At 66.7% G+C, this 19,510-nt stretch carries 16 protein-coding genes; 15 read left to right on the top strand and 1 reads right to left on the bottom strand.

From position 1 onward, the window contains the following. Nucleotides 1-27 precede the first annotated feature (27 nt). Complete coding sequence (locus Q9Q40_09470; GenBank protein ID MDQ7007450.1) at nucleotides 28-2,163, top strand: S9 family peptidase; 2,136 nt, start codon at nucleotides 28-30, stop codon at nucleotides 2,161-2,163. Here Q9Q40_09470 and Q9Q40_09465 read toward each other — a convergent pair. Beyond that, a complete protein-coding gene (locus Q9Q40_09465; protein MDQ7007449.1) occupies nucleotides 2,160-3,065 on the bottom strand; it encodes a sulfotransferase in 906 nt (301 codons plus the stop codon). The two genes, Q9Q40_09470 and Q9Q40_09465, sit on opposite strands and share 4 nt — an antisense overlap. Nucleotides 3,066-3,349: 284 nt before the next feature. On the opposite strand from Q9Q40_09465, the gene Q9Q40_09460 reads away from it, so the two are divergent. The 14 genes from Q9Q40_09460 to Q9Q40_09395 all read left to right on the top strand — a co-directional run. Then, nucleotides 3,350-4,243 carry an FAD:protein FMN transferase gene (locus tag Q9Q40_09460; GenBank protein MDQ7007448.1) on the top strand — a complete coding sequence of 298 codons (894 nt, stop codon included), beginning with the start codon at nucleotides 3,350-3,352 and terminating at the stop codon, nucleotides 4,241-4,243. Next, on the top strand, nucleotides 4,240-5,577 hold the full coding sequence (locus tag Q9Q40_09455; GenBank protein ID MDQ7007447.1) for a hypothetical protein: 1,338 nt from the start codon (nucleotides 4,240-4,242) through the stop codon (nucleotides 5,575-5,577). The genes Q9Q40_09460 and Q9Q40_09455 overlap by 4 nt, the downstream gene beginning before the upstream one ends. After that, a complete protein-coding gene (locus Q9Q40_09450; protein MDQ7007446.1) occupies nucleotides 5,552-6,115 on the top strand; it encodes an FMN-binding protein in 564 nt (187 codons plus the stop codon). The genes Q9Q40_09455 and Q9Q40_09450 overlap by 26 nt, the downstream gene beginning before the upstream one ends. Next, a complete protein-coding gene (locus tag Q9Q40_09445) occupies nucleotides 6,112-6,564 on the top strand; it encodes a hypothetical protein (GenBank protein ID MDQ7007445.1) in 453 nt (150 codons plus the stop codon). The genes Q9Q40_09450 and Q9Q40_09445 overlap by 4 nt, the downstream gene beginning before the upstream one ends. 218 nt (nucleotides 6,565-6,782) lie before the next feature. Beyond that, nucleotides 6,783-7,343 (top strand): ATP synthase F1 subunit delta, encoded by a 561-nt coding sequence (atpH, locus tag Q9Q40_09440; GenBank protein ID MDQ7007444.1) that lies wholly within the window; start codon nucleotides 6,783-6,785, stop codon nucleotides 7,341-7,343. 49 nt (nucleotides 7,344-7,392) lie between these two features. After that, nucleotides 7,393-9,057 carry a F0F1 ATP synthase subunit alpha gene (gene atpA / locus Q9Q40_09435; GenBank protein ID MDQ7007443.1) on the top strand — a complete coding sequence of 555 codons (1,665 nt, stop codon included), beginning with the start codon at nucleotides 7,393-7,395 and terminating at the stop codon, nucleotides 9,055-9,057. A gap of 4 nt (nucleotides 9,058-9,061) precedes the next feature. Next, nucleotides 9,062-9,934 carry an ATP synthase F1 subunit gamma gene (atpG, locus tag Q9Q40_09430; GenBank protein MDQ7007442.1) on the top strand — a complete coding sequence of 291 codons (873 nt, stop codon included), beginning with the start codon at nucleotides 9,062-9,064 and terminating at the stop codon, nucleotides 9,932-9,934. Between the two features lie 59 nt (nucleotides 9,935-9,993). Then, complete coding sequence (gene atpD, locus Q9Q40_09425; protein MDQ7007441.1) at nucleotides 9,994-11,442, top strand: F0F1 ATP synthase subunit beta; 1,449 nt, start codon at nucleotides 9,994-9,996, stop codon at nucleotides 11,440-11,442. 22 nt (nucleotides 11,443-11,464) lie between these two features. Continuing rightward, on the top strand, nucleotides 11,465-11,872 hold the full coding sequence (locus Q9Q40_09420; GenBank protein MDQ7007440.1) for a F0F1 ATP synthase subunit epsilon: 408 nt from the start codon (nucleotides 11,465-11,467) through the stop codon (nucleotides 11,870-11,872). 86 nt (nucleotides 11,873-11,958) lie between these two features. Further along, the gene (locus Q9Q40_09415; GenBank protein ID MDQ7007439.1) at nucleotides 11,959-13,404 is read left to right on the top strand and encodes a sulfatase; all 1,446 of its coding nucleotides are present in this window, start codon (nucleotides 11,959-11,961) and stop codon (nucleotides 13,402-13,404) included. Nucleotides 13,405-13,881: 477 nt separating this feature from the next. Then, a complete protein-coding gene (locus Q9Q40_09410) occupies nucleotides 13,882-14,679 on the top strand; it encodes a hypothetical protein (protein ID MDQ7007438.1) in 798 nt (265 codons plus the stop codon). A gap of 22 nt (nucleotides 14,680-14,701) precedes the next feature. Next, nucleotides 14,702-16,153: an NAD(P)-binding domain-containing protein gene (locus Q9Q40_09405; GenBank protein ID MDQ7007437.1), complete on the top strand. Its 1,452-nt coding sequence runs from the start codon at nucleotides 14,702-14,704 to the stop codon at nucleotides 16,151-16,153. After that, nucleotides 16,137-18,140 carry a cytochrome c3 family protein gene (locus tag Q9Q40_09400; protein MDQ7007436.1) on the top strand — a complete coding sequence of 668 codons (2,004 nt, stop codon included), beginning with the start codon at nucleotides 16,137-16,139 and terminating at the stop codon, nucleotides 18,138-18,140. Before Q9Q40_09405 ends, Q9Q40_09400 begins: the two co-directional genes overlap by 17 nt. After that, a partial coding sequence (locus Q9Q40_09395) for a cytochrome c3 family protein (GenBank protein MDQ7007435.1) occupies nucleotides 18,137-19,510 on the top strand: 1,374 nt, incomplete at its 3' end. The genes Q9Q40_09400 and Q9Q40_09395, both read left to right, overlap by 4 nt.

The raw sequence follows: 19,510 nt of genomic DNA, 5'->3' as shown, positions 1-19,510 counted from the left end.
ATCATGACTCGACTGGGAGGTAAGCCGATGCGATGGTTCGTTGTTCCCCTCGCCTTGATGGTGCTGCCGGTGGCCCCGGCCGCGGACGCCGACCGTGGCCAGGACAAGAGGGCCTGGACCATCGAAGACCTCTACCGGGTGGAGTACCCGGGCCAGATCCAGGTCTCCCCGGACGGCCGGACGGTACTCTACAGGCTCGTTCGTCGAGACTTGCGTGCCGGGAAGAGCAACGCCGACATCTACAGGATTCCCCTCGATGGAGGCGCGCCCCGGCGTTTGACCACCACCGACGAGGTGAGTGAGTCCTTCCCCGTATGGTCCCCCGACGGCAAGACCATCGCCTTCGTCGCCGACCGGGGAGGCGGTGAGCAGGTCTGGTTGCTGCCCGCCGACGGCGGAGAGGCCCGCGCCCTGACCGATCTGTCGACGGGTGCGGCCCATCTGCGCTGGTCCCCCGACGGCAAGACGCTGGTCTTCACCAGCACCGTCGACCCCCGCTGCGGCGCCGATGATGCCTGCCATCGTCGCCGAGACGAGTTGCGCGAGGCGATCCCCCTCGAGGTGCACATTGCCGACGATCTGCTTTTTCGCCACTGGGACAGTTGGTCCGATGGCCGGGTCACCCACCTGCTCGCGGTGGACGTGAACTCGGGCGACGTGAGGGATCTGACGCCGGGTGAGAAGGAAGCTCCCACCTTCTTCGGCGGGCCCGCCTTCGACTTGTCTCCCGACGGCGCACAGCTGGTCTACACTCGTAACCCCGACCCCTACGAGGAGTTGGCTTGGTCCACCAACTCGGACATCTGGGAAGCGCCCCTGGCGGCGCGTGCCTCTCCGGCCGACGGGGCGCGGAACCTGAGTGCCGACAACCCGGCTTTCGATGGACATCCCCATTACTCTCCGGATGGGCGCTGGCTGGCCTACCTCCGGCACCGGATCCCCGGCTACGAGTCGGACCTGCCGCGCCTGATCCTGCTCGATCGCCAAAGCGGTGAGCGTCGCGTCCTGGCCGGGGGGTTCGACTTCCAGATCCAGGCGATGGCCTGGAAACCCGACAGCAGCGGGCTGGTTTTCACCGCCGCCGTGGGTGGGCGGACGCCGCTCTACGTCGTCGACCTGGAGTCGGGCGCGCCACGCCTCGTGGCGGATTTCGCCCACATCGACGAGTTGCAGCTCACGCCCGACGGCCGCCGGGCGGTGGTCGTGCGGCGGGCGGTGGCGGCCCCCCCGGAGATCTGGGTGCTCGCGCTCGACGCGGCGGCACCGCCCCGGCGGTTGACCCACCACAACCAGGACCTCGAGCAGGAGGTGGACATCCGCCCCGCCGAGCGGATCTGGGTCGAGGGGCCGGAGGGGCGGCGGATCGAGGTCTTCGTGATCAAGCCCCACGGTTTCGATCCCGCCAGGAAATACCCGTTGATCTTCAACGTGCACGGTGGGCCCCAGTACCAGTGGTCCGATGCGTTCCGCGGCGACTGGCAGGTCTACCCGGGAGCGGGCTACGTGGTGGCTTTCGCCAATCCCACCGGCTCCCTGGGCTATGGACAGGAGTTCACCGCGGCGATCTCCGGAGATTGGGGAGGGCGGGTCTACCACGATCTGATGGCCGTGGTCGATCATCTCGAGCGCCTGCCCTGGATCGACGGGGAGCGGGTCGGGGCGATGGGATGGTCCTTCGGCGGCTACATGATGAACTGGCTGCTGGGGCACACCGATCGCTTCGAAGCCGTCGCTTCGATGATGGGCATCTATGACCTGGCGTCGTTCTATGGTGGAACGGAGGAGCTTTGGTTCCCCGAGTGGGATCTCAAGGGCGTCCCCTGGAACTCGGGGGACTACCGGCGCTGGAACCCGGCGGCCTTCGCCAGGGAGATGGGGCGGTTCGCCACTCCGACCCTGATCATCACCGGCGAGAAGGACTTCCGCATTCCCTACACCCAGTCCGTGCAGCTTTTCACCACCTTGCGCCGCCAGGGAGTGCCCGCGCGGCTCGTGGTCTTCCCCCAATCCGGTCACTGGCCGGGATGGTACGAGATGGCCCTGTACTACACCGCCCACCTGGAATGGTTCCACGACTACCTCGGCGGAGAAGCTCCTCCCTGGAGCACGCGGGAGTTTGCCGAGGGCCGCGCGTTCGTCGAACAGGACGAGACCGGCGACTAGCGGTCCGGTTCGTAGCCGAAAGCGCGTAGCTCCGGGCCGGCGGCCACCTCGAATTGCTCGAGGGTTTCCGGCTGGAGAGCTTGCCGCCCCTCGCCGGCCAGGCCCTTGCGGAAGTGAGAGCGCCGGTCCTCCTCCCCCGGTCGCCGGCCGCCGGTCAGGGTCTCGAAGGACGCCGCCTTCAGGCAGCGGTCGATGATCCGGCCGTCGCTGTCGACGCCGAGGAAGTCGAGCGTCCGGGCCAGGTTCCGCGCCGGTTCCGCGAGCAGGTCCTCGTAACGCACGGTGACGACCTTTTCGGGGTGGGTGGCGGCAAAGCGCCGGGCCAGGCGAAGTTCCGCCGTCCACTCGGGCAGGTTGGCCAGGGCGTACTGGTCGAGGTCTTCGAAGTTCTCCCGGGTCCACTGGGGGCTGACGCGTTGGTTGTGGAACCAGGCCGAAACTGCCACGTCCCGCAGGTCGCGCACTACGTGGACGAAGCGGGCGCGGGGAAAGAGCGCGGCGAGAATGTCGAGCCCACGAATGTTGTTGGGGCACTTCTCGCCCACGAGCGTCACCTCTTCGTCGGCGGGCAGTTCAGCCAGCAGCAGGGCCACGGTGGTGCGCAACAGGTGCAGCAGGTGTTCCTTTTTCAGCAGAGGGAAGTCGGGCAGGTCGGTGAAGATGTCCTGGTTCTTGCCGGCGATGATCTGGTTGTATTCACCGAGAGCCTGCTGGAGGCGTGGCGCGAGGTAGCTGGTGAAGTGCCCCTCGCCCCGGCAGCAGATGGCGGGATGGGCGTCGAGCAGCAACTGCAGCCAGGTGGTGCCCGACTTCATCGTGCCCAGCACGAAGAAGAGCCCACGTCGATCGAAGGCGGCCAGTTTCCTCTCGAGGGATTCGAGCTGTCGCGCGGTGGTGTTCATTCGCGGTGCAGACTACTGCAGAGGGAGCCGGGTGTCGTGGGGGGCTGGCCGGGACGGCGTTTGACAGGGGCGAGCGGGGGGGGTACCGTCTGCTGTGTTGAGAATCGATCGCAAGTAAGGCGACATGGGCGAGCGCGGAAGCTGCGTTCCTTTTTTTGGGGCCTGCAATGCGAATAGTTCGCATTATAGTTATAACCTGCGTTGCCTTAGTATTTTGCGCCGTACCTTCTCCGTCTGCGGGGAGCCCCCCCGCTTCATCCTGGACGGTCAGAGCCCGTTACCTGATGGGCACGTATTGTGAGGTGCGCGCCTGGGGACCTCCGGGGAAGGTGGCTCCGGCTCTCGATCGGGCGCTCGACCGCATCGCCCAGCTGGAAAGAGTGCTGACCACCTGGTCGGCCGACGGGGAACTCGCGGCCCTCAACGCCCGTCTCGCCGGGGCCTCGCGGGCCGCGGTTTACCCCGTCTCTTCCGACCTGGCACGGGCTCTTGCAGTCGCACGCCGATGGGCCGAGCGCAGTGGCGGCCGCTTCGACCCCACGGTTGGCGTCCTCTCCCGGGCTTGGGGCCTGGGGGAGGGAGGTCGTGAGCCGACCGCCGGTGAATTGGCGGCCGCCGCCGCCCGGACGGGGTGGCGGCATTACACCGTGGACCCCGGACGGGGACGGCTTCGTACCCTGCGCACCGGCCTGCAATTCGACCTGGGGGGTATCGGCAAGGGATTCGCTCTCGACGAGGCCGCCAGAGTGCTCGCCGCCCGGGGCCTCGACGGCGCCCTGTTCAATTTCGGCGGCCAGGTCTTGGCCACGGGCCCGCCCCCCGGGGAGCGGGGATGGGTGGTGGCCCTCGCCGATCCTCGCCGGCGCGACCGGGTGATGGCGACGGTGTTCGTCGAACGCGGGAGCGTCGCCACCTCGGGCGCGTCCGAACGCTACCTGACCGTGGGATCGGCCCGTCACGCCGAGATCATCGACCCGCTCAGCGGCCGACCGCTTCCCGCCACCGGCGCGGTGAGCGTGATCACCCCCTCCGCCACCGATGCCGACGCGCTGTCCACAGCCCTGTTCGGTTATCGGGATCCAAGAGCACCGGGCTTTCTTCCGCCCGGCACACGGGTCCTGTGGCTCACCCCCAACCCCGCCGCCGGGCAGGCGGCATCGAGGAGTTTCCGGCAATGACGCGAAATCCGAAGACCTCGGGAATCGGCAGGGTTGTCCGTCCCACCCGCGCCATTCCCCTGGTCCTGGCGCTGACGATGGCCCTGGTTCCTCCGGCGAGCCGGGCCGCCGCCGAACCCGATGAAGATCGGCGCGAAGACCGCATCGAAGAACTGGAGGCCATGGTGGAGGTGCTGGCCGAAGTATTGGCCGACCTGCGCCACGGGGCCGGCGGCCGAGAACAAAACCTGGAGCATCCCGATACGGGCCTGGCGCCTTCCGCGGAACGGATCTACCGCACCGACACGGGATTCGCCCTGGGGGGATACGGGGAGTGGCTCTACCAGAACTACGCCGCCCGTACCGACGCGGGCGGGCCCGCCGGGCGCACGGACACCACGGACTTCCTGCGCCTGGTGCTCTACACCGGTTACAAATTCAGCGACCGCATCCTCTTCAACGCCGAGCTGGAGTGGGAGCACGCCAGCACCGCCAAGTCGGGGAGCGCGTCGGTGGAATTCGCCTATCTCGATTTCCTCCTCGCGCCACGGTTCGGCGTTCGAGCCGGCATGATGCTCGTGCCCGTGGGCTTGACCAACGAGCTGCACGAGCCTCCCGTCTTCTTGTCGGCCCGCCGGCCGGATCTCGAGACCGTCATCCTGCCCACAACCTGGTCGGAGACCGGGGTGGGGGTCTGGGGTGACCTGGGGGCCTGGGAATACCGGGTCTACCTGGTCAGCAGCCTCGACGCGGCGGGTTTCTCCTCCATGAGCGGGATTCGCGGAGGCCGGCAGAAGGGCTCGAAAGCCCGGGCGGAGGACTGGGCCCTGACCGGCCGGCTGGACTACCGCGGGAAGGCCGGCCTGCTCGCCGGCGTCTCGTTCTTCTCCGGCGATACGGCCCAGGGGCGGCAGGTGGCCGGCCAGACTTTCGACGGAAGAGTGACCACCGTGGATTTCCACGCCCTCTACACCTGGCGCGGGCTGGAGCTGAGGGGGGTCTGGGCGCGGGTCGAGATGGAGGATGCGGAGCGGATTTCCCTCCTGGTGGGGGAGCCGGTGGGGGCCCGCATGGGCGGCTACTACCTGCAGGCCGGCTGGGACCTGCTCGCCGCCTCCGGCGCGAGACGTTCCCAAATGATCGTCTTTGCCAAGTACGAGAGCTTCGACACGCTCGAACGGGTCGGCGGCAGTCCCCCGCCCGCCCCCACCGGAGCGGATAGAAGCAGTTGGACCTGGGGCGTGGTCTACAAGCCCCACCCTTCGGTGGCCCTCAAGCTCGACTACCAGGACTCCAGCAACGACACCGCCGACGCGGTGGATCAGATCCATGTGGCGTTGGGCTTCTCTTTCTAGCCTTCTGCTGGCCCTGCTGGCACCTCCCCCCGGGGCGCGGGCGGGGGAGGGGGCTCCTGTCGACGCCGCTCTCGACCGCGCTGTGCCGCAGGCCGTGGTCCGGCAGAAGGACACCCTGGTGTTGTCCGGGCAGCAGGCACGGCGGGTCCAACGGGTGGCGGGTTCGCCCCTGCCGACCCGGCTGGTGACTCGTTACCGGCTGTATTCCGGGGCCGGGCGGCTGCTGGCCGTGGCCTACGTCGACACCCACCTGGTTCGCTCGCTGGCCGAGACCCTGCTGATCGTCGTGGATGACGGCGGGAAGGTGCGACGGGTGGAAGTGCTCGCCTTCAAGGAGCCGCCGGAGTATCGACCGAGGGCGACCTGGTACGGTCAGTTCGAGGGCCGGGGTCTGGATGGAGAATTGCAGGTGCGACGGGGCATCCGGGTCCTGGCGGGCGCGACCCTCTCGTCCCACGCCGCCACGGACGCCGTACGCCGCGTCCTGGCGGTTCACCAGATCCTGCCGCCCGCGCTTCAGCTTGGGGAGCGGCCGTGAGCCGGCCCTGGCCAGCCCTGGTCGGCCTAACCCTGGTGGCCCTGGTCACGGGCCTGGTCTACGCCTGGATGCGCTACCTGCTCGAACCGCCGGATCCCTTCACGGCGTTCGGGCATCCCTGGCAGCCGTGGATGCTGGATCTGCACGTTCTGGCCGCACCGGCGCTGCTTTTCGCCCTGGGCTGGGCCTGGGGAGCGCATCGCCCCGCCTCCCGGCGCTCCGGCCCGCGTCGCGGAGGCTGGTGGCTGCTGGGCCTGGTGGTCGTGATGGCGGGATCGGCCTACTTGCGCCAGGTCGTCACCGACGACGCCCTGCGCCCGGTTCTTTCCTGGATACACGGCCTGTCGGGCGCAGGGTTCTGCCTGCTCCTCGTGTTTCACGGCTACCGGCCCCGCGCAGCCGCCGGAGAGCGGCGCCGGAGTCCCGCCGATTCGATCATGGAGAGTTAACCTGCCGACATTTCTTGGTTTGGGTTGACGCTCCGGGGGGCCATTGTTACCATCCGCCCCTCTTGCGCCGTCCTCGGCGCAGGAGTGGCGAGTGTGCCCACTGCCGGTGGGCAGGGTTCCTCGGGTACCCCTCATGATTTGGGAGCCTCGGCGATGTGGGCCGGGGTGCACAGGCTCCGGCGGCTGGACCATCGCCAGGGCCGGGAGGCGGAACGCAGATGCAGGACGCCGGTCTCGTAGCCAAGCGCTATGCCCAGGCCCTGTCCGACGCGGTGGCGGACGACGCTGTCTTCGCCGAGGTGCGTCGCCAGGTTCGGGCCATGGCCGATCTGGTGCGTGACAGCGAAGAACTTCGCCACGCTTTCGCAAACCCGGTGATTCCCACAGAGGCCAAGGCGCGGGTGGCCCGGACCCTTGCCGAGCGCCTGGGGGGGCGGCCGGAAACCCTCCGTTTTCTGGACGTTGTGGCCAGGAACGAGCGGCTGGTGCTGCTGGTGGACATGGCCGACGCGGTCGATGGGGTGGGCGACCGCCGGGAGGGCGTCCACGAGGTGGAGATTTCTTCCGCGGCGCCCCTGCCGGACGAGCTTCGCAGCCGTCTCGCGGGTGCCCTGGGCAAGGTGGCGGGAGGCAAGATCCGGATCACCGAGCGGGTCGACCCCGCCCTGCTCGGCGGGATCGTCGCCCGGGTCGGAGCCACGGTTTTCGACGGCAGCCTGCGGACTCGCCTGACGGCGCTGCGTTCGCGGTTGACCGGCACGAGTCAAGCGGCCGGCTGAAGGCCGAGCCGGCTACAGGCCGCCGGTGCAGGCGGCCAGGAGCGAATCGATGGAATTCAAGATCGGCGAGATCAGCGAGATCCTCCGCAGGCAGATCGAGGGTTACGAGGAGACGATCGACGTTGCCGAGGTGGGGACGGTAACCCAGGTCGGTGACGGCATCGCCCGCATCTATGGCCTGGAGAAGGCCGCCTACCTGGAGATGCTCTCCCTGCCGCACGACGTCTACGGCATCGCCTTGAATCTCGAAGAGGACAGTGTCGGCGCCGTGCTCTTCGGCGAGGTGAGCAGGATCAAGGAAGGCGATCAGGTGCGGCGGACCCGCCGCATCATGTCGGTGCCCGTCGGTGAAGCCCTGCTCGGTCGCGTGGTCGATCCCCTCGGTCGACCGGTCGACGGCCGGGGGCCGCTGGACACCGACGAGACCAGCCCCGTCGAGCGCCTGGCTCCGGGCGTGATCTATCGCCAGCCGGTCAACGAGCCGCTGCAGACGGGGATCAAGGCGATCGACGCGATGATCCCCATCGGCCGCGGTCAGCGGGAGCTGATCATCGGTGACCGCCAGACCGGCAAGACCGCCGTGGCCATCGACACGATCATCAACCAGAAGGACTCGGGGGTGATCTGCATCTACGTGGCGATCGGTCAGAAGCAATCCACCATCGCCAACGTGGTCAAGACCCTCGAAGAGTACGGCGCGATGGAGTACACCATCGTGGTGGCGGCCGGTGCTTCCGAACCCGCGGCCATGCAGTACCTCTCGCCCTACTCCGGTTGCGCGATGGGAGAGTACTTCCGCGATCGGGGCCGCCACGTGCTGACGATTTACGACGATCTCTCCAAGCAGGCCGCAGCCTACCGCGAAATCTCCCTGCTGCTGCGGCGGCCGCCGGGGCGCGAGGCCTTCCCCGGAGACGTCTTCTACCTCCACTCCCGCCTGCTCGAGCGTGCGGCCAAGCTTCGCGAGTCGTACGTGATCGTCAAGAAGGATGCGCCGGAGGGGGCGACCGAGAGCTTCGACGGCGAGGTCTATCACGGCGTGCCGGGCAAGGAAGCCGCCGAGCACCGGCTCGGCGAACTGGGTGGGGATTACGAGATCCGGGTCGTGCCGGGTACCGGAGGATCGCTGACCTCGCTGCCGGTGATCGAGACCCAGGCCGGTGATATTTCGGCCTACATCCCGACCAATGTGATTTCCATCACCGACGGTCAGATCTTCCTCGAGGCCGACCTCTTCCACAGCGGTATCCGCCCGGCGATCAACGCGGGGCTGTCGGTTTCGCGAGTGGGAGGATCGGCCCAGATTCCGGCGATGAAGAAGGTGGCCGGGACTCTGCGTCTGGAGCTGGCCCAGTACCGTGAGCTGGCGGCCTTCGCCCAGTTCGGCTCCGACCTGGACAAGGCGACCCAGGCCCAACTCGCCCGCGGCCAGCGCCTGCAGGAGTTGCTCAAGCAGCCCCAGTACGCGCCGCTGTCGGTGGAAAAGCAGGTCGTGACGATCTACGCCGGAACCCATGGTTATCTCGATGGAATTCCGGTTTCCCAGGTCGGCGAGTTCGAGCGGCGCCTGAACGACGAGTTGAGCGCCAGTCACGGCGATCTGCTCGAGCAGATTCGCACCGAGGGCAAGCTCAGCGACGAGATCCAGGAGAAGATCAAGAGCGTCCTGGATGCCTTCCGGGAGAAATTCAAGGCAACGATGCCGGAGGCCTGAAGCGGTGGCCAACAACGCACGGGATCTCAAACGCCGGATCCGCTCCGTCAAGAACACCGCCCAGCTCACCGGGGCGATGAAGATGGTCTCGGCCGCCAAGCTGCGGCGGGCCCAGGAGCAGATGATGAGTTCGCGGCCCTACGCCGCGGCTCTCGAGCGCGTGATCGGGGACGTGGCGCGCCGGGTCTCCCCCGAACTGCACCCGCTGCTCAGCGGGCGCGAGCTGAAGGCCGTCGACCTGGTGCTGATCGCGGGGGACAAGGGGCTGTGCGGCGCCTTCAACGCCAACGTGATCAAGGCCGCCGAGGCTGCACGACGGGAACACGAAGGCGCTGGACGCCGTGTCGTGATGACCTTGATCGGCAAGAAAGCCGGCGAGTATTACCGGCGCCGCCCCCAGATTCCTGTGCGGGAGACCTTTGCCGATGTCTTCCGCAAGATCGAGTACACCTTTGCGGCGGATCTGGCGGGTAGCCTGACCGACCGTTTCCTGGCCGGGGAGACCGACGGCGTCTTCCTGGTCTACAACCGTTTTCGTACCACGATCTCCCAGGTCGTGACCGTCGCTCCCATCATTCCCCTGCAGAGCCTCGTCGCTGACGGGGGGGGAGACGAGGGGGCGGCGGAGTACCTTTACGAGCCGGAGGCCGCGGAATTGATGCGGGGGTTGGTCCCCCGTTTCGTCAGCTTCCAGCTCTATCAGGCGATGCTCGAGTCGGTGGCTGCCGAGCATGGGGCCCGGATGGCGGCGATGGACAACGCCACCCGCAGCGCGGAGGAAATGATTTCCAGCCTCACGCTGCAGATGAACCGGGCCCGCCAGGCGGCCATCACCACGGAACTGATCGAGGTGGTCAGCGGCGCGGAGGCGCTCTGACCGGTCGGAGCGGGGACAGCCGGTTCCCACGGCGCCGGCGCAGGCAAGAGGACATCGAGATGGCGAGTGCAGGCAAGATTATTCAGGTGATCGGTCCCGTGGTGGACGTGCAGTTCCCCGAGGGGCAGCTGCCCGAGATCTACACGGCGCTGCACGTCAAGGACGACGGCGGTGAGACCGGCGTGCCCCTGGACGTGACCCTCGAGGTGCAGCAGCATCTGGGCGAGGGGCGGGTCCGCACCGTGGCTCTCGAGCCCACCGACGGTATGACCCGGGGCCTCGAGGTGACCAACACCGGCGCTCCGATTTCCGTGCCCGTGGGCAAGCAGACCCTCGGTCGTGTGCTCAACGTGCTGGGCAAGCCCGTCGACGAAATGGGACCGGTGGAGGCTGCCGAGCTGTGGCCGATCCACCGGGAGCCGCCCAGCTTCGAAGAACAGGCCACAGAGATCGAGATGTTCGAGACCGGGATCAAGGTCATCGATCTGCTCGAGCCCTACATGAAAGGCGGCAAGACCGGCCTGTTCGGTGGTGCCGGTGTGGGCAAGACGGTGCTGATCATGGAGCTGATCCACAACGTGGCGATGAAGCACGGTGGATACTCCGTGTTCACCGGGGTCGGTGAGCGGACCCGTGAGGGCAATGACCTGTGGCTCGAGATGCAGGAAGGCGGCGTGATCAAGGCCGGCGATCCGGATGCCTCCAAGGCCGCCCTGATCTACGGCCAGATGACCGAGCCTCCCGGCGCCCGTCTGCGGGTGGGCCTGACGGGGCTGACGGTGGCCGAGTATTTCCGCGACACCGAGGGGCAGGACGTGCTGCTCTTCATCGACAACATTTTCCGTTTCACCCAGGCTGGTTCGGAGGTTTCGGCGTTGCTCGGCCGGATGCCCTCGGCGGTGGGATATCAGCCGACCCTGGCCAGCGAGATGGGTGAGCTGCAGGAGCGCATCACATCGACCCGCAAGGGCTCGATCACCTCCGTCCAGGCGATCTACGTTCCCGCGGACGACTACACCGACCCGGCTCCGGCGACGACCTTCGCCCACCTCGACGCCTCCACGGCCCTGAGCCGACAGATCGCCGAGTTGGGTATCTACCCCGCCGTCGATCCCCTGACCTCCACCAGCCGCATTCTGGATCCGCGTATTCTCGGAGAAGACCACTACCAGACGGCGCGTGACGTGCAGCAGGTGCTGCAGCGCTACAAGGAATTGCAGGACATCATCGCGATCCTGGGCATGGAAGAGCTGAGCGAGGAGGACCGGCTGTCGGTCTCCCGCGCACGCAAACTCCAGCGTTTCATGAGTCAACCTTTCTTCGTCGCCGAGCAGTTCACGGGCATGCAGGGACGTTACGTCGAACTGGCCGACACGATCCGGGGTTTCCGCGAAATCGTCGACGGCAAGCACGACGAGCTGCCCGAGCAGGCCTTCCTCTACGTGGGCACCATCGAAGAGGCCCAGGAGAAGGCCGAGAAACTCAAGCAGGAAGGCGCTGCGGCCTGACCGCCGCCGGGAGAGGCCAGAGATGCTTCCCGAGAAGATCCACCTTGAGATCGTCACTCCCCAAAGGCGGGTGATCGACAAGGACGTGGACGAGGTGATCCTGCCCGGTGCGGCGGGTTCCTTCGGTGTGCGTCCCGGTCATGCCCCGCTCCTGGCGGGGCTCTCCCCCGGTGTCGCCGTCAGTCGCAGCGCCGGCCAGGAAGAGGTGATGGCCATCTCTTCGGGCTACGTGGAAGTTCAGCCCGGCCGCGTGGTGGTTCTCGCGGAAACCTGCGAGAAGGCCGACGAGATCGATGTCGAGCGTGCTCGGAGCCGCCTTCGGGAGATCGAAAGCGAGGTCAACCAGACCGCCGAGGCCGATCCCGACCTGATGCGCTTCCGCATGATGAAGCATCTGGCCCGGCTCCAGGCCTCGGGGCAGGGTCGCTGAGCGACCGGCGTGTGGTAGATTGAAGCCAGGCTCTCGGGGTTTCGTTCGGGAGGTCTCCCGCAGAGCAGAGCCGATCGTGAGGCGCCATGCCGAGGACGAGTTTTTTCCCGTTCTGGGTTGCCGCTGCCATCCTCCTGTCACCGGGATCGTGTTTCGCGCAGGTTCCGGCCAAGGAGCCCGGGGCGGCAGCTCGGGTCCGCCCGCAAAGCCAGTCGGCTCCACCCAACATCCTGGTCTTCATGGTCGACACCCTGCGGGCTGACGCACTGGGCTGCTACGGCAACGAGAAGATCCGCACCCCACACATCGACGCGTTCGCGGCCGAGTCGACTGTCTTTAGGCAGGCCTGCACCACCGTGCCCGCGACGCGCCCGGCGATTGCGTCGCTGATGACCGGAGTTTCCGCGGACGTCCACGGCATCTTCGGTCACTCGGATTATCTGGACGGGACGGTCGCCGGCCTGCCGCGCCTGGCGGAACGACTCAAGGCTCGCGGCTACCATACCGCGGCCCTGGTGGCCAACCCCAACGTGGATCGCGTCTTCGGTTTCGCCCGCGGCTTCGACAGCTACGTGGGACTCTACGCGGCGCGTCACGGAACGCGCCCGGCGGCTTCCCAGGACCTCGTCTCCGACGCGGCGGCCGTCGTTTCCCGGACCATGGCCGACCTCGACGACCTTTCCGGCAGGGAGCCGTGGTTTCTTTTCGTGCTCGCCATCGACCCTCATGCCCCCTACACCCCGCCGGCGCCTTTCGACCGCATCTACAACCCCGCCCTGGCGGGAGCCCGGCTGGGCCGCATGTCGCCGCTGTTGGACTTCGATCGGCGTCTGGCCGCGGGGGAGCACCCTTCTCCCCGCGCGATTCGAACCCTCTACGATGGCGAGGTCAGCTACCTGGACCGGGAATTCGGGCGCCTTTTGGCCTGGATGCGCCGTACCGGACGCCTGCGGAACACCCTCGTGGTCCTGACCGCCGACCACGGCGAGGAATTTGCCGAGCACGGCAGCAGGGGGCACGGCAAGACGGTCTACGAGGAGACCACGCGGGTGCCGCTGATTCTCCGTCACCCGAAGTTTTTCGGCCCGGCCGTGCGTGGCGAAGCCGTCGATCTCCTTGACCTGGGTGCGACCCTGCTGGCGGTGGCCGGAGCCACGAGGCCCGATCATTGGGTGGGCAGGGACCTGCGTGCTCCCCTGCGCCCCCGGCCGGTCATCTCCTCCAATCATCTGCCCAAGTATGCGCTGACTGCGATTCGGAGCGGCCATCTGAAGGGAATCGAGAACGGTCGAACAGGATCGTTCGAGATCTTCGACCTGCAAAGGGATCCCGGAGAAAAGGTCCCCCTGGAGGGGGCTGCACGGAAGCGGGCCCTGGCGCTTCTGCGACCGCTCCTTGCCGGTTACCGGGCGCAGGTGGACCGGTTCCGGGCGATGATGGCCAGGGGAGCCCGTCCGGTCGAAAAAGAGGCTGTTCCTGAAGCGATCGAGAAAACCCTCGAGAGCCTCGGCTACGTCGGCGGAAAACAATAACCTGTCTTTCTGCCCAGTCCCCGGTCGCGGATCGCCAAGGGCCGATGAGGGGTACGGCGGGTGCCCTCGCCGTGTTTGAAGCTGTTCCCGGCCACCCGCGTCACCCGTCGATAAGTCACCAGGGGCATCCCCGGTTCGTCGAGAGTTGACCACCGGTTGGTCCGGACGTGCCGAAGCCGGCCACGACCTCCGGACTCACACCTCGTTCTGATCGAACAATTTCGAAACCTTGATTACAGGACAGAAGTCGTCCTTGTTACTTAATTGGTGCTTGCGAGGTGTATCACACACCGCAATAGTTGATCTAGTTGGTGAAGGGGTCCTGCTATGACGACAATGAGAATGCCGTCCGCTGCTTCCGCAGGCGAGAGCCTGACCCCGGAGGCACAGTCGGACCGGAAGGGGGCCGTATCCCGTGGTTTACCCGTGGGTTTTTCACTCATCCTGACCTTTTTTTGTGCCACAGGGTTGCTGGGAATGCCCTATTACGTGTTGTCGCCGATGGAGCGAGTGCGGCATCCGTGGCATTCGTGGTTCAAGCCGTCGGGCCTGATCGGTCAGAGTGCGGGAATCTTCGCTTTTCTGCTCTTCGCCTTTCTCTGGCTCTACCCCTTGCGAAAACGAGTGCGGTGGAAGTTCCTCGGACCGGTGCCCCGGTGGCTCGACTACCACATCGCCGCCGGCCTGCTGGTTCCCCTGGTCGGGGCGATCCATGCCGGCTGGCGATTCGGCGGGTTGATCGGCCTCGGCTACGGCGCGATGCTCGTGGTCTGCATCAGCGGTATTGCCGGAAAGTATGTCTACGTCCGTATTCCCCGGTCCAACAGCGGCATTGAACTCACGCTCGCGGAAATCGAGAGTCGTCGGCAGGCGATGCTGGATCAATGGGTTCGGCTCAGTGGCATGGAACGAGCCGTCCTCGAAGCCGCCCTGGCCGCGCCGAGCCGGGCCCAGGCTCCGCGGGGACGCCTGGCGACGGTCACGCAGATGGTGCGTGACGACCTCGAGCGCCGTCGGCGGGCCCGGGCCCTCTGCCGCCGGTGGAAGCAAACCCTTGGCGCCCAAGCCGCTCCTTCGCGCAAGGCGATAAGGCTCTTTCTCAACCTGGCCCGGCGGGAAATGGCGCTCCGGCAGCAGGCTCGCCTGTTGGAAGCCACGCGCCGGGTTTTCGAGTTCTGGCATGCCGCACATCTGCCCGTCGCCGTGACCGCTTTCGCGGCCGTTCTTCTGCACGTGGCCGTGGTGCTTTTCCTCGGCGCGACCTGGTTCTGGTGATGGAAGGAAAGGACTGTTCGCCATGGAGATGATGCTCACCACCCTGAGTTTTTTCGCGGTGACGGGGTTGTGTGTCTACGTCTATCTCCAGCGGAGCGGGGGGACCGCGACGGCCGGCGATGCCGCGCCGAAGGGGCCGGCCTGTCTTCGTTGCGGGGCCCCTCAGCCCCGGTCGGCCGCCTTCTGTCCCTCCTGTGGTGTTCCCCGGCAAATCTACGAGGTCGTGCAGGCCCGGGAGGCATCCGGCGAGGCCGAGGGCGCCGCCGAGGGTCCGCTGCACGCGGTGGTCCGCGCCGATATTTGTGTGGGATGCGGCACCTGTGTTCCGGCCTGTCCCGAGCCCGGCGCGATCTACATGGAAGGCAAGTTGGCGGTGGTCGATCTCGCGCTTTGCAAAGGCCATGGAGATTGCGCCGAGGCCTGCCCGGTGGGCGGGATCCTGATGACGCGGGGTGAAGCCGTGCAGCGGGTCGTCGTGCCCGACACGCGGCCGACCTTCGAGAGCAACGTCCCGGGTATCTACATCGTCGGCGAACTCGGCGGTCGGGGGCTGATCAAAAACGCGATCAACGAGGGGAAGATCGCCGTCGAAGCGATTGGCCAGGAACTCTCCCGGGCCGAATCGTCCGCCGGGAATGTGGGTGAAGTTCTCGACCTTGTGATCGTCGGATCCGGTCCGGCGGGCCTTTCGGCCGCCCTCGAGGCCGCGCGTTCCAAATTGCAATACGTGGTCCTCGAGCAGGGAACCCTGGCCGATACCATCCGCAAATATCCACGGAGAAAACTACTGCTGGGCGAACCGGTCAAGGTTCCCCTTTATGGCGACCTCTGGATCGCCGATACCACGAAGGAAACCCTGCTCAGCGTGTGGGAATCCATCATTGAGAGCACCCGTATCGACCTGCGCACGCACCACCGCGTGGAGACGATCACGCGCCAGGACGGCTGCTTCGTCGTGCACGCGGCGGGCCGGGACTTTCAGGCTCGGCGGGTAGTGCTGGCGCTCGGCCGCCGGGGGACACCGAGGCGCCTGGGCGTGCCCGGCGAGGAAGGCGAGAACGTCTTCTACGACATCGTCGAAATGGAGACGTTTCGCGGCAGGCGGGTTGTGGTCGTGGGAGGCGGTGACAGCGCCATCGAATCCGCTCTCGGCCTGGCCAACCAGGAAGGTACGACGGTGGCGCTTTCCTATCGCGGCCGGCAATTCACCAAGGCGCGCCAACGCAACCAGGATCGTATCGCCGAGGCCGCCGCGGCCGGCAGGGTGGAAGTTCTGCTGGGAAGCCAGGTCAAGGAAATCCACACCGACAGCGTGGTGATCGAGCAAGACGGCAAGCTCACCCGCCGACCGAACGATGATGTCGTCATCCGTATCGGAGGCAGCCCGCCCTTCGACGTGCTCGAGAGGATCGGAGTCCGGATGATCACCAAGGACGTGCCGATCGCGGGAGTCGAAGATGCCGTGGGCGCTTAAGTTCCTCCTCGTGACCGGATTCCTGTCGGGAGTGACTCCGACCCCGGCCCAGATCTCCCCCGGCCCCCTCTCGCAGGCACACCACGAATTGGATACCGCCAAAGGCTGCCTGGAGTGTCACGGTCGCGGCGACGAGACGCTCAAGAGCCGATGCCTGAACTGCCACGGCGCGATTGCCGAGATGGTCGTCTCGGGAGAAGGACTGCACGGGAGGGAGGCTGGAGCGGGATGCGCAAGCTGCCATCCCGAGCACGTGGGAAGAGAATTCGACCTGATCGCCTGGCAGGAAGGGTCACCCCGCCTGTTCCGGCACGAGCGCAGTGGCTGGGCCCTGGCCGGTAAGCATGCCGCGCTGGACTGCCGCGAGTGCCACAAGCCTGAACGCCAGAATCCGAGACGGCTCGAAAAGATGAAAAACCTTCATCCGGAGGCAAGCTGGCTCGGTCTCGACTCCACCTGTACGTCCTGCCACGAGGATCCGCACGGGGGTGAGCTGGGCGGTGATTGCCTGGAGTGCCATGGGCAACAAGCCTGGAAACCGGCTTCCGCCTTCGATCACGCCACGACCGCTTTTGCGCTCAAGGGCCGCCACGGCAAACTGGCCTGCAACGACTGCCACCTGGCCGACAAGGGGCCGGTCAAGTTGAACGCGGCGGGTCAGCGCGTGCCGCTCTACAAACCTCTGCCTCACGACGAGTGCTCCGACTGTCACCGCGATGTACACGAGGGACGACTGGGGGCCGACTGCAGCCGATGCCACGTGGAGGAGGGTTTTCGCCGGGTCGACCGCCGACTCTTCGATCATTCGCGAACCCGGTACCCGCTCGAGGGAGCGCACCTCGAGGTCTCTTGCGAGACATGCCACGATCGGCAGAAGGCGTGGGGCCCGCGGCCCTCCTTCGCCAGTTGCAGCGATTGTCACCGCGATCCCCACAACGGACTGGCTACGATTCGGGGAGCGCGAGCGGATTGCTCGCTCTGCCATTCCGTCCGCGCTTTCAAGCCGTCGATCTACACGGTGCGGGAGCATCAGCGCTCGCCCTGGCCCCTCGAGGGCAAGCACGCCAGGGTCGAATGTTCGGCCTGCCACAAGCACCGGAGGGATGCCGCTTCGTTGCGTCGTTTGGGTTCGGCGGGAGTGGAACTGAGACGAGCCCACGACCGCTGCCGTGACTGCCACGAGGACGCCCACGGGGGGCAGCTCTCCCCGCGCCGGGAAAGCCTGGATTGTAGCGCCTGCCACGACCTCCAGGGCTTCAAGCCCAGCCTGTTGAAAGCCGCCGACCATGGTCGATTCGGCCTTGCCCTCGAGGGCCGCCACTCCACAGCGGAGTGTCGTTCATGTCATGATCCGAGACGGCATCGTTTTCTCGCCACGTTGGTGGACGGCGACCTGGGAAGCGCGGGTTTGGCCCTGGCTCTCGGCCCCCAGCCTTGCAGCGCCTGCCACGCGGATCCGCACCAGCGCCATTTCGACGGTCGGCGCACCTGCCAGGACTGTCACGACACCTCGAGTTTCAGGCATTCGGAAATCGACCCGGCCTCCCACGGAAAGCTTGGATTCGAACTGCGGGGCGCGCACCGGGCGCTCCCCTGTTTCGAGTGTCACCGTGGTCTGAAAGAAAAAGCCGCCGAGGGGCCGGCTCTGCTCGATGCCGCCCTGGATTTGAGACGCCTGCCTTTCGGCGAGCGTCGTTCCCAGTGCTCCGATTGTCACGACGATCCTCATGGGGGCCAGTTTGCGGCAAGCCGGGGTGGCGCGGCCTGCGATCGCTGCCACTCGTCGGATTCCTTCCGACCCGCCGGTGGATTCGACCACGAACGGGACTCGGATTTTCGTCTCGGCGGTGCGCACCGGGGCCTCGCTTGCGAAAAGTGTCACCGGCCCGCTCTCGAGCGAGAGGGGAAGCGAATCGTCCTCTACCGGCCGTTGCCCAGTGCGTGCCGTGACTGTCACGGGTCCAAGCAAGGAGAAGGAAGACCATGAAACGTCGACCCTCGGTCCGACTCTACCTGTTCCCGCCTCGCCGGTCACCGCGCGTCCTGGCGGCGGCGCTTTTGGGCGTGGTCCTTCTCGCCGGTGCGGGAGCGCGGTTGGTGGCGCAGAACGAACCGGATTACCCCCACGGTGATCTGGCCGAGGACTGCTCCCTGTGCCACACGGATTCGGGTTGGACCCCGGCGCGCATCCGTCCTGAATTCCACCACGAGGACCTGGCCGGGTTTGCCCTGCAGGGCGCCCATGCTTCCCTCGAGTGTCGGGCGTGCCACCAGGTCCTCGATTTCGCCCAGGCCGATGCGTCCTGCTCCTCCTGCCACACGGACGTGCACCGGGGAGAGATGGGCATCGATTGCTCGCGCTGCCACGGCACGCAGACCTTCATCGATCGCGGGGACCAGCTCCGCCTGCATCGGGGGACCCGTTTTCCTCTTTCAGGTGCCCATCTGACCCTGGACTGCCGGCAGTGTCACGAAGCGACCCCTGTGGATGATCTGGTCTTTGTCGGCACTCCGGCATCTTGTGAGCAGTGTCATCTCGATCTCTACCAAGCGACGGCGAATCCGGACCATCAGAAGTCGGGCTTCTCCACTCGCTGCGTGTCCTGTCACTCCACGAATCACTGGTCCGGTGCGCGCTTCGACCACAGTGCAACCGGTTTCCCGCTCAAGGGAGCCCACCAGGCCCTCGACTGTTCCGACTGTCATGGATCGTCGGGGCTCGGAGGCGGCGGTCCGGTGAACTGCTATGACTGCCACAGAGCGGAGTACGAGGCGACCACCAGTCCCGCGCACCTGGCCTCCGGATTTCCCGTCAACTGCGAACAGTGCCACAACGGAACCGCCTGGAAGCCCGCTGATTTCGACCATGGGCTCAGCGGCTTCCCCCTGACCGGCGCGCATCGCGGGTTGAGCTGCGACGCCTGCCACGCGGACGGGGCGTACGACGGCAAGCCGACGGACTGTTACTCGTGCCACCGCCAGGACTACGAGGGGACGACGGATCCGAACCACCAGGCGGCCGGCTATTCCACCGACTGCATGCAGTGCCACGACACGAATGACTGGAGCCATGGGAACTTCGACCACCAGGCGACGGACTTCCCCCTGACCGGCGCGCACCGCGGGTTGAGCTGCGACGCTTGCCATGCGGACGGGGTGTACGGCGGCAAGCCGACGGACTGTTACTCGTGCCACCGTCAGGACTACGAGGGGACGACGGATCCGAACCACCAGGCGGCCGGCTATACCACCGACTGCATGCAGTGCCACGACACGAAAGACTGGAGCCATGGGAACTTCGACCACCAGGCGACGGACTTCCCCCTGACCGGCGCGCACCGCGGGTTGAGCTGCGAC

The organism is Acidobacteriota bacterium, from assembly GCA_030949985.1.
Classification (GTDB): Bacteria; Acidobacteriota; Polarisedimenticolia; order J045; family J045; genus JALTMS01.
This window is presented reverse-complemented; position numbering and strand designations above follow the sequence as displayed.